The organism is Roseovarius maritimus (assembly GCF_043355895.2).
Lineage (GTDB): Bacteria > Pseudomonadota > Alphaproteobacteria > Rhodobacterales > Rhodobacteraceae > Roseovarius > Roseovarius maritimus.
Genome location: NZ_JBHFPF020000001.1, coordinates 859085 through 872092, shown reverse-complemented (window position 1 = coordinate 872092; position 13008 = coordinate 859085). Strand labels below are relative to the sequence as shown.

Below are 13008 nucleotides of genomic sequence, written 5' to 3'. Positions count from 1 at the left end.
GGGGGGCATCGGGCCTAAGTCTTTTCCTGACGCTATAACGCCGCAACGCTGAAAGGATGCGCCATGCGCTTTGCCGAGGATCTGGCCGCCGCGGTCGGTAACACCCCCCTGATCAAACTGCGCCGCGCCAGCGAAGAGACGGGCTGCACCATTCTCGGCAAGGCCGAGTTCCTGAACCCCGGACAGTCGGTCAAGGACCGCGCGGCGCTCTATATCATTCGCGACGCGGTCGCGCGGGGTGAGTTGAAACCGGGCGGCACCATCGTCGAGGGCACGGCGGGCAATACTGGCATCGGCCTTGCGCTGGTGGGCGCGTCCATGGGCTTCAAGACTGTGATCGTCATCCCCGAGACGCAAAGCCAGGAGAAAAAAGACATGCTGCGCCTTGCGGGTGCCGATCTGGTGCAGGTGCCGGCAGCGCCCTATAGCAACCCCAATAATTTCGTGCGCTATTCCGAGCGTCTTGCGCAGGCGCTGGCCAAGAGCGAGCCGAACGGCGCGATCTGGGCCAACCAGTTCGACAACACCGCTAACCGCCTCGCTCATATCGAAACGACCGGCCCCGAGCTGTGGGAGCAGACGGATGGCAAGCTGGATGGATTTTGCTGCGCCGTCGGGTCGGGCGGCACGCTGGCGGGCGTCGGCATGGCGCTGCAGCCCAAGGGCGTCAAGGTGGCCATCGCCGATCCGATGGGTGCAAAGCTTTATTCCTACTACACGACCGGCGAGTTGGAGAGCGAGGGCGAGAGCATCGCCGAGGGCATCGGGCAGGCGCGCATCACCGCCAATCTCGAAGGCTTCACCCCGGATTTCGCCTATCAGGTCCCCGATAGCGAGGCGCTGCCCATCGTCTTTGACCTCTTGGAGCACGAGGGCCTTTGCATGGGCGCCTCCACCGGCGTGAACGTGGCGGGCGCGATGCGTCTGGCGCGCGAGATGGGCCCTGGCCATACCATCGCAACCATTCTCTGCGACTATGGCACACGCTATCAGTCAAAACTCTTCAACCCCGAGTTTCTGCGCGAAAAGGGCCTGCCGGTCCCCGGCTGGATGCAGGATGCGCCACGCTCGATCCCCGGGGTCTTTGCTGAATGATGGCATTGCTGCGCAACTTGCTGCTGGCGCTGACGCTTGCGCTGGTACCCGGCGGTGCGGCGATGGTGGCCCTGCCAAGCGCCGTCCATGCGCAGCAGCCCCCCGAAGCGCCGGATTACGACCGCTGGGAAAGTCTGGCAAATCGCGCCAGTGAGGCGATCGAAAATCAGCGCGCCTCCCTCAAGGCCTTCGAGATCATGCGCGACCAGCTGGCCGAATGGCGCAGCGTGTTTGCCAATGCGCAGGATATCAATTCCAGCGCGATCTCCACGCTTGAGGCGCAGATCAAGGCGCTGGGACCGGTGCCGGCGGAAGGTGAGGAGGAGAGCGCCGATATCGCCTCCCGGCGCGACGCGCTGAACGCGCAGCTGGCCGATCTGCGCGCGCCGGTCAGGCAGGCCGAGCTGGCTTATAGCGAAGCGGACGAGATGATCCGCAATGTCGATCGCATCATCCGCGAGCGTCAGACGGAAGAGTTGCTGGAGCGCGGTCCATCCCCGTTGAACCCTGCCCATTGGGGAGCGGGCTGGTTGGCGCTCTACAGCGCTTTCGAGGCGGTGCAATCGGAAATCTTGGCCAAGCTGAGCGCGCCCCAGCAACGCGCCGAACTGGCGCCCAAACTGCCCGCTGCCGCCGTTCTGGGACTGATCGGCCTGCTTTTACTGGTAAGGGGGCGTTTCTGGGTCGAGTGGCTGATGCGCATTGTCTTGCCAAGGCCGGCGACATCCGGTGCGTGGTTGATCCAATTCCTGATGTCTTTGGGCGAGATCATCATGCCGGTTATCGGCATGCTCATCCTCATTCAGGCGCTGACTCTCAGCGGGCTTCAGGGCGGCCACTCCGCGCTGCAGTTGGACATTTTGCTGGTTGCGCTGATCATCTTCTTGGTTGCGCGCTGGCTGGCGCTGCGCCTCTTCCCGAAGCAAGATGATAGCCGCCTCCAGCTCAAGCTGGGGAACGACGACCGCAGGGCAGGGCGGATCTATGGCGGTGCGCTGGGAATCATCGTGGCGCTGATGCATATCGTGCGCGAATTCGCTGAAACCTACGGCTGGCAGCCCGAGGCGCGCGTCGCCGTGATCTTCCCGGTCATGGTGGTGTCGGGTCTGGTGCTGATCCGTCTGTCGCGCCTTCTGACCAAGCATTGCCGCGCCGTCAGTGCCGATCTTGATAATGATGATCCCGCGTCCAACAGCTACCGCAACCGGATCGGCCGCCTTCTGGCAAAGGTGCTTGTGGCTGTGGCCGTTCTGGCGCCCGTCCTCGCGGCCATTGGCTATTACAAGGCGGCAGTCGGCATTATGATGCCGTCGCTCCTGTCATTGATGCTGCTGGCGGCCCTGTTGGTGCTGCGGGGTTTCATCGTCGAGATCTACGTGCTTGCCACCCGCAAGAGCGAGGGCACATCGGACGATCTGGTTCCGATGCTGTCCGGCTTCGTGCTGTTCATCGCCTCCCTGCCCATATTCGCGCTGATCTGGGGCGCCCGCGTTGCGGATCTCAGCGAGCTTTGGGTGAAGTTCAAGCGCGGTGTGACCTTGGGCGATCTGACCATATCGCCGACGATCTTTCTCACGCTCGCCGTTATCTTTTCGATCGGCTTCCTCGTGACGCGCGTCGTCCAGGGCACGCTCAAGAACTCGCTCCTGCCCAAGACCAAGATGGAAATGGGTGCGCGCGATGCCATCGTTTCGGGTGTGGGGTACATCGGCATTTTCCTTGCGGCGCTGATTGCGGTAACGAGCGCAGGGATCGACCTCAGCAGCCTTGCCATCGTCGCGGGTGCACTGTCCGTCGGTATCGGTTTCGGCCTGCAAAACATCGTTTCGAACTTCGTAGCTGGCATCATTCTGTTGATCGAGCGGCCCATCAGCCAGGGCGACTGGATCGAGGTGAATGGTCAGCACGGCACGGTGCGTGAAATCTCGGTGCGCTCGACCCGGATCGAGACGTTCGACCGGTCGGACCTGATCATCCCCAACTCGGATCTCGTCAGCGGTGTGGTTACCAACTACACCAAGGGCAGCACGGTGGGCCGCCTGATCGTCAAGGTGGGCGTGGCCTATGGCAGCGATACGAAACGGATCGAAGCCATCCTCCGCGAGGTTGCCACCGGCCATCCCATGGTGCTGATGAACCCCGAGCCGACGGTCCTCTTCAAGGCGTTCGGCACAGATTCCTACGATTTTGAGATCCGCGCGATTTTGCGCGATGTAAACTGGATCATGAATGTTGGCTCGGACATGCACCATGAGATCGCCAAGCGGTTTGCGGAGGAAAATATCGAGATCCCCTATCAGCAGCGCGACATCTGGCTGCGCAACCCCGAGGTACTGACCGGCGCCGCCGCAGGCGCAGCGCAGCGCAAGGCGGCCGAGCAGCCCGATGCCACGGCCTCGAACCGTGCGTCCGCCATGGATGAAACCCACATCGACCAGGCGCAGCGCATCGACGAGGGCGACAGCGCCGGCGATCCCGATGGAGACGGACGATGACACATCCCCTTTTCCGCGACGATGCCTATTGCGCCGACGCACCCGGAACAGTGACGGCGCATACCGCCGAAGGCGGCGTCGTTCTCGATCGCTCGATCTTCTATCCAACTGGTGGCGGCCAGCCCGGCGATAGCGGCCATGTCACCTGGCCCGGCGGGAGCATGGAGGTGGCCACGACCGTCAAGGGCGAGGGCGACGCCATCGTCCTCGTGCCCGCTGCGCCGCAGGCCTTGCCGCCGGTCGGCACCGCGCTGCGCCAGACGCTCAACTGGTCTCGCCGTCACCGCCTGATGCGGATGCACACGGCGCTACACCTCCTGTCGGTCGTCGTCCCCTTGCCCGTCTCGGGCGGGGCCATTGGCGAGCTGCGCAGCCGCCTCGATTTCGACATGCCCGACGCCCCCGAGGATCCCGCCGCAATCGAGGCCGAGCTAAACACGCTGATTGATGCCGACCTGCCGGTCAGCGAGGACTGGATCACCGGCGCCGAACTCGACGCCAACCCAGAACTGGTCAAGACGATGTCCGTCGCCCCGCCGCGTGGCGCGGGCCGGATCCGCCTTGTCCAGATCGGCCCCGAGGTGCCTTATGTCGACCGCCAGCCCTGCGGCGGGACCCACGTGGCCCGCACGGGCGAGATCGGTCAACTCCGGCTCGGCAAGATCGAAAAGAAGGGCCGCCAGAACCGGCGGGTCTATCTGCACCTCGACAACTGAAAAGCGCGATTATACCCTTGATCTGCCCGTCCGCCCCCCGTTAAAGAGACGCAACGGAGCGGTGGCCGAGTGGTCGAAGGCGCACGCCTGGAAAGTGTGTAGGCGGGAGACCGTCTCCAGGGTTCGAATCCCTGTCGCTCCGCCATTATCCCTATTGCGAACCAGTAACACCGCCCTGACGGGCACGGATTTTTCCGTGTTATCAAAGGGGTTTGCGAGAACTGACCGAACCTCTTAGACGCGCTGCCAAGGCGAAGCTGGGCTCAGAACAGCCCTCAGTCTCAGGTTGGGCGAACCTTGCCCGTTTCGGTTCGATCCAATTTTCCCGTTACCTTTCAATGCTCTGCTGCCAAATCCCGCCAAAACCCAAACGCGCGTTCTGAACGATATCTATGGCAACGGAGATCGAACACGCGGTAGGCGCATTGCTCAGGATCGCAGCGAAAACCCGGGCGGCGTTTGGGGGTGCTTATGGATGAGGAATGGGATCGAGCGCCAGTCTGACCGTGAAGCGCTCATTCAGCCGGTCATTGATTTCGCCGATCGCGTGAGTGTCATCCTCTTGCAGCGAAATCACCGCACGAACTTGGGTCGCAACGTCTTTCGCCAGCTGATCGAGTGGCTTCAAGATGGGATTGCTCGGTCCAGTTGATCGAGCGCCAGCAACGGCAATCTGCGCCGCATACCTCGTGAAGGCTAGGTATTCTAAGACGCGGTGGTGTTCGCTTTCGTCCGCTTCGACGTTGAGGCAATGAAGAGCACGCATCGCCTTGAAATGCTGGTTGAGCAGACGCCCAACCAAACGCGGCCAGCCGCCGTTTTTTCCACTGATTGGCAGGACGTGAAGATCGCTGTCGTTACCTCCTGCAAGCTGAGCATATGCCAGAATGATTTGCAGCAAGGTTCTCAACCGCACAAGCTCTGTGGTGGCCGTGATGCGACGATATTCGTAGGTCGGTCGCGCCGCCACCAGCGCGGTGATGAGCGGCACCCCGTTCACGGCGCCTTTTGGCTTACGGCCTGTGCCGCTCACCGTATCGCGCTTTGTGATAGCGCCGGCTCGGCTTCGCGCTTCCCGTCACCCGGGCGTGCAGGTTCGATCTGGAGGCGCCCAGAGTTTCGACCACTTGTCGAGCGCCTCCTTGAGGATCTCGACCTCCAAAGTCTTTCGTCCCAGCTGGCGCTCCAGCTCGCGAATACGATCTTCCATCTGGCGGACGGCGCGGTTGCTTTTGACGTCATCGTCTCCTGACACGGCCACGGCTCCCCCTTCCAGCATCAGATGCCGCCAACGATACGGCAGGTTCGGTGCCACACCATTGCGGCGCGCCACGCCCGAGATGCTGGCGGTCTCGTCCAGTGTCTCCTCGACGATCCGCAGATTCTCGGACGACGTCCAGTGACGCCTGCGGACGCCATCAGTGATGATTTCATACTCAGACATAAGCACGTATTCAGGGCTATCCCTAAGCCTCCATGGTTATGCCTGACTGTCCGGTCGAAAAGGGGGCCAGTTCAGCGCTGCGCGGCGACAAGACGGTGCAAGAGATCGCCGCGAAGCATCAGTTGCACCCGAACCAGGTCAGCACCTGGAAGCGGCATGCCATCGACGGGACGGCAGACGTGTTCTCGGGCGGCAAGCAGAGTGGTCCGACCGAAGCCGAGGTCAAGAAACTGCATGCCAAGATCGGGAGACTGGCGGTCGAGAACGATTTTTTTGTCGGAAGGGCTCAAAAGGTGAGCCCGGCAAAGAAGCGGTCGATGATCCAGCGCGACCAACACAGCGTCACTTTCCTTTCGGAGACTGGTGCGAATTCATCTGGCAGCACTGTCTGAACAGGCAAGAGAAACAACTTGCCAATAGCTTTCTTGTTAGCAGAGTCGCGCATCAAGAAGCGTCAGTCACGCGTATGGCCGAATTGATCAAGGCCTCGGCCGAACGCCTGGGCTCAGCCGTGCTGGCGTCATAGGGCCAGCGCGCGGGTCAGCCGCCGTCGGCCACAAATCCGGCCTTTTCAATTGCGGCTATCGCGCAGGCCTCGTCGTTGTCAGAGTTGTCACCTGTGATGCCGACCGCGCCCAGAATGACGCCGTCCTGTTTGATCAACACGCCGCCCGCGACCGGCACAAGCGATCCCTGCGCCAGCGCATTCATAGCCTGAATGAAGAACGGCTCACTCTTGGCGCGCTCAAACAAGGCGCGCGAGCCCAGGCCCATGGCCACTGCGCCGCGCGCCTTGCCCTGAGCAATGTCCGGCCTGAGATTGCTGGTGCCATCCTCGCGTGCGAGGGCCAACAGATACCCGCCGCTGTCCAGAACGGCGACCGTTAGAGGCTTCAGCCCGTTATCCTTACGCCATTGCAGGCATTCTTTGATGACGGCTTGCGCCTGATCTAGGCCGAGAGTCATGGGGTCAGCTCCTTGTTTAGTGGGGATAAGGGGTTAGGCAGGGTCGGTCGCGATCACCGCCTCTGACCGTATCAGGGCCTCGATCCGGGTGTCGTCGCAGCCTAATTCGGACAGGACTTCGCGCGTGTGCTGTCCCAGCAGCGGGGCAGGGTGGCGGACGCTGGCGGGAGTCTGGCTGAACTTGACGGGATGGCCAATAGTGTCGATCTTGCCCGCCTTGGGGTGATCGACGCTGACGATCATGTCGCGCGCGCGCGCCTGCGGGTCGTCGTGCATTTGCAGGATGTCATTGACCGGCCCGGCGGGCAGATCGGCCTGCTCCATCCGCGTTAACCACGTTTCGGTGCTCTGCTGCGACAGGTATCCATTCAGGATCTCGACCAGCGCGGGCAGGTTCTGCATCCGCACGAAGTTTGAGGAAAACCGGGGATCGTCGTTCAACTCGGGCGCGCCGATCACGTCAAGAAAGCGTTCCCAGTTGCGCTGGTTCGCGGCACCCACGTTGATCCAGCCATCGGAAGTCTGGAACGCCTGATAGGGTGCGTTCAGCGGATGGGCAGACCCCAGCGGTGCGGGCTTGTCGCCGGTGGCAAAGGCGATGGCGGATTGCCAATAGGTCTGCACAATCGCCGCCTCGAACAGCGATGTGTCCACCTTCTGCCCTTGCCCGGTGCGCTGCACGTTGGAATGCGCCGCACAGATGCCCATCGCCGCCAGAATGCCCGCGTTGATGTCCGAAATCGGCGCGGCCACCTTGACCGGCGGACGACCCGGGCCTTCGCCGGTGATCGACATCAACCCCGCCATGCCCTGCGCGATCAGGTCGAACCCGCCGCGATCCGCATAGGGGCCGGTGCGCCCGAAGCCGGAGATTTCGCAATAGATCAGGCGCGGATTGACCTTCGCCAGATCCTCGTAGGACAGGCCCAGCTTTTCCATCGTGCCCTTGCGGTAATTCTCGATCACCACATCGGCATCGGCCAGCAGGCGGCGCAGGATCTCCAGCGCTTCGGGGTCTTTCAGGTTCAGGGCAATGCCGCGTTTGTTGCGGTTCATCATCATGTAGGCGGCGGATTCGCCCTCGATCTCGGGGGGGACGAAGCGGCGGGAATCGTCGCCGTTCGGCTTTTCCACCTTGATCACATCCGCGCCCATATCGGCCAGCATCAGACCACAGACCGGCCCGGCCATGATATGGGCCAACTCGATCACGCGCAGCCCTGCGAGGGGTCCGGTTGGTGTGCTCATGTGCCGCTCCATTCGGGTTTGCGCTTGGCCAGAAACGCCTCCATTCCGGTGCGGAAATCCGCACTCATGTAGCAGGACGTGATCAGGTCGGAATCGTCCACGGTGACGGCGGCGCGGGTGCGGCGCATCGCCTCCTTGGTGGCGCGCAGGGTCAGCGGGGCCATCGACCCGACCAGTTCGGCCAACTCGCCCGCGCGGGTCATCAGCGCGTCCTCGTCCTCCAGAACCTCGGAGATCAGGCCGATGCGCGCGGCTTCCTCCGCCTCGATCAGGCGCGCGGTAAAGATCAGCTCGCGCACGCGGCCCGCGCCCATCAGATCGGACAGGCGGGCCAGGTTCCCGGCGGCCAGACAATTGCCCAGGGTGCGCGCAATCGGAAAGCCGAATTTCAACCGGGCCGAGGCGATGCGGATGTCACAGGCCGCCGCAATCGACGCCCCGCCGCCGGTGCAGGCCCCGTGGATCGCGGCAATGGTCGGCACCGGGCAGCGTTCCACCGCGCCCAGAACCGCGTCGATCTGATGCTCGTAATCCAGCGCATCCTGCGCCGTTTCAAACGCGCGAAACTGGGTCATGTCGGTGCCGGCGGCAAAGGCCTTGCCCCCCGCGCCCGAAATCACCATCGCCCGGACCGAGCCGTCCGTGGGCATATCGGCACAGATCGCGGCAAGGCGTTCATACATCGCAAAGGTCAGCGCATTGCGCGCCTCGGGGCGGTTGAAGGTGGCCCACAGGATGCCATCGCGGGTCTCTTCAGTCAGATCGGGGGGTGGCTGGGTCATCTATAGAAATACTCCACCAAGAACATCGGGATGGAGGGAACGTAGGTGCAGATCATCAGCACCGACAGCAGTACGCCGACGAACCAGATGTTGACCTTGGACACCTCCCAGATATTGGCGCGCGCCACCGAACAGGCGGTGATCAAAACCGAGGCCACGGGCGGTGTCTGTTGCCCGATCGCAAGGTTCAGCGTCACCACCAGACCGAAATGCACCGGGTCGATTCCGGCGGCATTGATCAGCGGGATGACAATCGGAATGACCAGTATGATCGCGGCAGCCGAGTGCAGGAAGAAACCGATGATCAGGAAGAAGAAGTTCAGGATCAGCAGGATCGCCCATTGCTGCGTCGTGATCGACAGGATGCCCTTGGCCAGTTCCTGAGGGATCTGTGCGCGGGTCAGAAAGCCGCCCATCAGCACCGATGCCGCCACCAGCAGCATGACGACGGCCGTCTGCATGCCGCCGTCCAGCATCGCGCGGCGCAGGTGGCGGATATCAAGGTTGCCATACCACGCCGACACAATCAGCGAGGCGATAACGGCAAGGCCCGCCGCCTCGGTCGCGGTGACATAGCCGCCAAAGATGCCGCCAAGGATAATCACCGGGAGGGTAAAGGCGGGCAACGCGTCCATGAAGGTTTCGCGCAACCGGACCAGATTGAACGCCGCCTCGGTCGGGAAATTATACCGCTTGGCAAAGGCATAGGCGACAAACATCAGCCCCGCCGCGCCCAACAGACCCGGCACCAGACCGGCGACGAACAATTGCTCGACCGAGGTGTTGGCCGAGGCCGCATACAGGATCATCGGGATCGACGGAGGGATGATGATCGCCAGCGACGCCGAGGACGACGTGACAGCCGCCGAGAATTCCTTGGAATAGCCGCGCTTTTTCATCTGCGGGATCAGGATGGATCCCATCGCGGCCACATCCGCCACCGCCGAGCCGGAAATCTCGGCAAAGAACAGCGACACGCCGATGTTGACCATCGCCAGACCGCCCCGGATGAACCCGATGATGGCCGTCACAAAGTTGATCAACTTGTCGGTGATGCCGCCCGCGTTCATGATCGCCCCGGCCAGCACGAACATCGGGATCGCGATCAGCGAGAATTTGGTTGATCCGTCATACATGTCCAGCGCGATGGTCACGAGGCTGCCGGCGCCTTCGGTCGCCAACAGGCCCAGAACGCCGCACATGGCCAGCGCCACGGCAATGGGAATGTTGATGCAGATCATCAGCAGCATCGCGATGAAAATTGCTCCTATCAGCATCAGGTGCGATCCTTGTTCTTTTCGAGTTCGGTTTCGACTTCTTCTTCGATTTCGGCATGTTCCAGTGAAATTCCTGCAGAGGTCAGCTTGAGATAGCCAGGCAGGCTCAGGATCTGTCCCAAGATGAACAGCGCGGCGCCGATGGGAATGACCGATTGCGTGAACTGGATGGGCACCCATGTCAGGGAGACCAGCGTATCGCCCTCCAACACGTCAAGCACCTGAAGACCGGCGCGCGCCATCAGCACAAAGAAGGTGAGCACGATCAACTCGCCCACCAGCAACGCCGCCATCCGCAGCTTGGGCGGCATCGCCAGCAATACGGTGTCGAACCCGATGTGCCGCCGGTGCAACGCGGCCAGCGCGCTGCCGTAATAGGTGATCCACGCCAGCATGATCGCCGCAACCTCATCGTACCAAGAGAAGCTGTTGCCAAGCAGGCGCGCGATTACGGCAAGGCTGACAATCACCGTCAGCAGCACCATCAGGCTGATGGTGATCCACTCCAGGATCTGGCTGACCCGCCGGTTGATGCGCGACAGCACGGGATACGATGCATGTTCCATTGAGGTCCAGACCTGTTGGACTCCGCCCACATGTCGCGCGCAAATGCTGCGCACGCCGGGGCGGTCGGTGAGTGTTCAGATAAAACGAAGTCGGGCGGCAGGATCATCCCGCCACCCGGTCAGATGTCAGCCCGAATCACCGAGGCCAAGCACCGTGTCGATCATCTCTTGCGCGCCGTCGACTTCGTCGGCGAACTGCTTGTAGATCGGCTTGGACGCTTCGATGAACGCGGCCTTGTCGGCGGTGTTCACCTCGACCCCCGCATCCTCGATTTCCTTGAGCAGCGTGGTTTCCATTTCGGCCGCTGTTTCATAGGTGAAATCCTGCGTCTGGTTGGCGCAGTCGGTCAGACCGGCCTGCACATCCGCGGGCAGGGCGTCGAACGCCTTTTTAGAGGCCAGAATATACGCTGGCGTATAGACGTGGCCGGTGATCGACAGGTATTTCTGCACTTCCTGGAACTTGGCCGATGCGATCTGCGCATAGGGGTTTTCCTGACCGTCGATCACGCCGGTCTGAAGCGCGGTGAACACGTCGGAAAACGCCATCGGCGTCGGGTTCGCGCCGTATTCCTGGAACATCTTCAGACGCCAGACACCGTTGGGCGTGCGCAGTTTCACGCCTTCCAGATCGGCGGGCACATTGATCGGGCGCACGTTGTTGGTGATGTGGCGGAACCCGTTCTCGGCCAGACCGACGATGTGATAGCCATTGTCATTCGCGGCGGCCTGAAACGTGTCCATCATTTCGCCCTGCACGCGGCGCATGTGATCGCGGCTGGTGATGATATAGGGCATCTCGAAGATGCCGAACGTGTCATCAACCGAGGACATGACCGACGACGGCAGCGAGAAGTCAATCTGCGCCAGCTTCAGCTTTTGCAGCATCTCCTTGTCATTGCCCAACTGGGACGAGCCGAAGGTCTGCATCTCGACCTTGTCGGGCATCGCGCCGTTGACGCATTCGGCAAAGTTATTCGCCGTCGCCTCGAACAGCGAACCAGGCGCGCCGACATGGCCGAACTTCATCGTCATATCCGCAGCCGAGACGCCGGTTGCCAGCCCCGCAAGGGCGGTGGCGGTCAGTAGTTTGTTGAGTATTTTCATGGTTTCTCCTCCCAGAGATTTGCGGCTCTTTCAGGCCGGTTCGCGTGTGCCGCCCTCCTCAGGCCAGCATCTGCATTGCGGCTTGGACCCCACCCTCGTTGTGAGGAACATCCGCCTTTTTCAGTCCCATTTCGACACCGGCCAATGTTGCGACCAGCATCAGGTCGTTGAAGTCGCCCAGATGGCCGATGCGAAACACCTTGTCGGCCACTTTGGACAGCCCGTTGCCAAGCGATATGTCGAAATGCTCCAGCGTGCTGGCGCGGAACGCATCGGCGCTATGGCCCTCGGGCATCATGACGGCGGTCAACACGCCGCTTTCCTGTCCCTGCTTGGCGCAAAGCACCTCAAGCCCCCAGTGGCGCACAGCTGCGCGGGCGGCGGCACCGTGACGGGCGTGGCGGGAAAACACGTTGTCGATCCCCTCCTCGTGCAGCATCTCAACGGCTTCGTTCAGACCATAGAGCAGATTGGTCGCGGGCGTGTAGGGGAAATATCCGGTCTTGTTCGGGCCCTGCATTTCGGCCCAGTCCCAGTAGGAGCGTTGCAGCGTCGCGGTCTTGTTCGCGGCCAAGGCCTTGGCGCTCGCGGCGTTGAAGGACAGGCCGGGGGGCAGCATCAGACCTTTTTGCGAGCCGGACACCGTCACATCGACGCCCCATGCGTCGTGCTGATACTCCAGCGAGGCCAGCCCCGAAATCGTATCGACCATGAACAGCGCCGGATGACCCGCGTTGTCGATCGCCTTGCGCACAGCGGCGATGGGCGACACCGAGCCTGTCGATGTCTCATTGTGCACGACACAGACCGCCTTGATCTGGTGCTCTTTGTCCTCAGCCAGATAGGCCTCTATCTGATCGGGATCAGCGCCGCCTCGCCAGTCGCCCTCGATGAATTCGGCCTGCAGGCCCAGCTTTTCAGCCAGCTTTTTCCACAGGGTGGCGAAATGGCCGGTTTCAAACATCAGCACGCGGTCGCCGGGCGACAGGGTGTTGACCAATGCGGCCTCCCACGCGCCGGTGCCCGAGGCGGGATAGATGAACACGCTCTCGTCGGTCTTGAAGATCGTCTTCAGCCCGTTCAGCGCCTTCATGCCGACTTTGGCGAAATCCGGCCCGCGATGGTCGATGGTCTGTTGGCCGATCGCACTGAGGATACGGTCAGGAACCGCACTGGGCCCCGGGATCTGCAAAAAGTGACGACCGGCTTTTCTCATGACAATGGACCCCGAGGCTCTGATGGACTTGATGTTTGCGGCGGTGGGAGCCGCCTTTTTTATTGCTTAATCTTAATTTTGAATTCAAAATTATGT

The 13008-nt window shown here is 62.0% G+C and carries 11 protein-coding genes, 1 tRNA gene and 1 pseudogene; 5 read left to right on the top strand and 8 right to left on the bottom strand.

Translation table 11 applies throughout. The features are described 5' to 3' along the window. Positions 1–63: 63 nt before the first annotated feature. The 4 genes from ACEWPM_RS04325 (at position 64) to ACEWPM_RS04310 (ending at position 4451) form a co-directional block, all read left to right on the top strand. Entirely contained in the window at positions 64–1095 is a 1032-nt protein-coding gene (locus tag ACEWPM_RS04325) for a cysteine synthase A (RefSeq protein ID WP_393963462.1), read from the top strand. Next, positions 1092–3590 carry a DUF3772 domain-containing protein gene (locus ACEWPM_RS04320; RefSeq protein ID WP_393963463.1) on the top strand — a complete coding sequence of 833 codons (2499 nt, stop codon included), beginning with the start codon at positions 1092–1094 and terminating at the stop codon, positions 3588–3590. Before ACEWPM_RS04325 ends, ACEWPM_RS04320 begins: the two co-directional genes overlap by 4 nt. Then, positions 3587–4306, top strand: a complete 720-nt coding sequence (locus tag ACEWPM_RS04315; RefSeq protein ID WP_393963464.1) for an alanyl-tRNA editing protein — start codon at positions 3587–3589, stop codon at positions 4304–4306. The genes ACEWPM_RS04320 and ACEWPM_RS04315 overlap by 4 nt, the downstream gene beginning before the upstream one ends. 55 nt (positions 4307–4361) lie before the next feature. After that, a tRNA-Ser gene (locus ACEWPM_RS04310) sits at positions 4362–4451 on the top strand. A gap of 783 nt (positions 4452–5234) precedes the next feature. On the opposite strand, the pseudogene ACEWPM_RS04305 reads toward ACEWPM_RS04310, so the two are convergent. Then, positions 5235–5750: pseudogene (locus tag ACEWPM_RS04305) on the bottom strand (transposase); the annotation flags it as partial. Between the two features lie 32 nt (positions 5751–5782). On the opposite strand from ACEWPM_RS04305, the gene ACEWPM_RS04300 reads away from it, so the two are divergent. Continuing rightward, positions 5783–6142: a transposase gene (locus ACEWPM_RS04300; RefSeq protein ID WP_393961986.1), complete on the top strand. Its 360-nt coding sequence runs from the start codon at positions 5783–5785 to the stop codon at positions 6140–6142. Between the two features lie 148 nt (positions 6143–6290). On the opposite strand, the gene ACEWPM_RS04295 is transcribed toward ACEWPM_RS04300, so the two are convergent. The 7 genes from ACEWPM_RS04295 to ACEWPM_RS04265 all read right to left on the bottom strand — a co-directional run bounded on the left by ACEWPM_RS04295 (position 6291) and on the right by ACEWPM_RS04265 (position 12912). Continuing rightward, positions 6291–6716 (bottom strand): GlcG/HbpS family heme-binding protein, encoded by a 426-nt coding sequence (locus ACEWPM_RS04295; RefSeq protein WP_393961985.1) that lies wholly within the window; start codon positions 6714–6716, stop codon positions 6291–6293. A 33-nt stretch (positions 6717–6749) separates the two neighbouring features. Beyond that, the gene (locus ACEWPM_RS04290) at positions 6750–7964 is read right to left on the bottom strand and encodes a CaiB/BaiF CoA transferase family protein (protein WP_393961984.1); all 1215 of its coding nucleotides are present in this window, start codon (positions 7962–7964) and stop codon (positions 6750–6752) included. Beyond that, complete coding sequence (locus tag ACEWPM_RS04285) at positions 7961–8746, bottom strand: enoyl-CoA hydratase/isomerase family protein (protein WP_393961983.1); 786 nt, start codon at positions 8744–8746, stop codon at positions 7961–7963. Before ACEWPM_RS04285 ends, ACEWPM_RS04290 begins: the two co-directional genes overlap by 4 nt. Beyond that, entirely contained in the window at positions 8743–10023 is a 1281-nt protein-coding gene (locus tag ACEWPM_RS04280) for a TRAP transporter large permease (protein WP_393961982.1), read from the bottom strand. The genes ACEWPM_RS04285 and ACEWPM_RS04280 overlap by 4 nt, the downstream gene beginning before the upstream one ends. Then, positions 10023–10589 carry a TRAP transporter small permease gene (locus tag ACEWPM_RS04275; protein ID WP_393961981.1) on the bottom strand — a complete coding sequence of 189 codons (567 nt, stop codon included), beginning with the start codon at positions 10587–10589 and terminating at the stop codon, positions 10023–10025. Before ACEWPM_RS04275 ends, ACEWPM_RS04280 begins: the two co-directional genes overlap by 1 nt. Positions 10590–10715: 126 nt before the next feature. Continuing rightward, a complete protein-coding gene (locus tag ACEWPM_RS04270; RefSeq protein ID WP_393961980.1) occupies positions 10716–11696 on the bottom strand; it encodes a TRAP transporter substrate-binding protein in 981 nt (326 codons plus the stop codon). 58 nt (positions 11697–11754) lie between these two features. Beyond that, the gene (locus ACEWPM_RS04265) at positions 11755–12912 is read right to left on the bottom strand and encodes a pyridoxal-phosphate-dependent aminotransferase family protein (protein ID WP_393961979.1); all 1158 of its coding nucleotides are present in this window, start codon (positions 12910–12912) and stop codon (positions 11755–11757) included. Positions 12913–13008 lie beyond the last annotated feature (96 nt).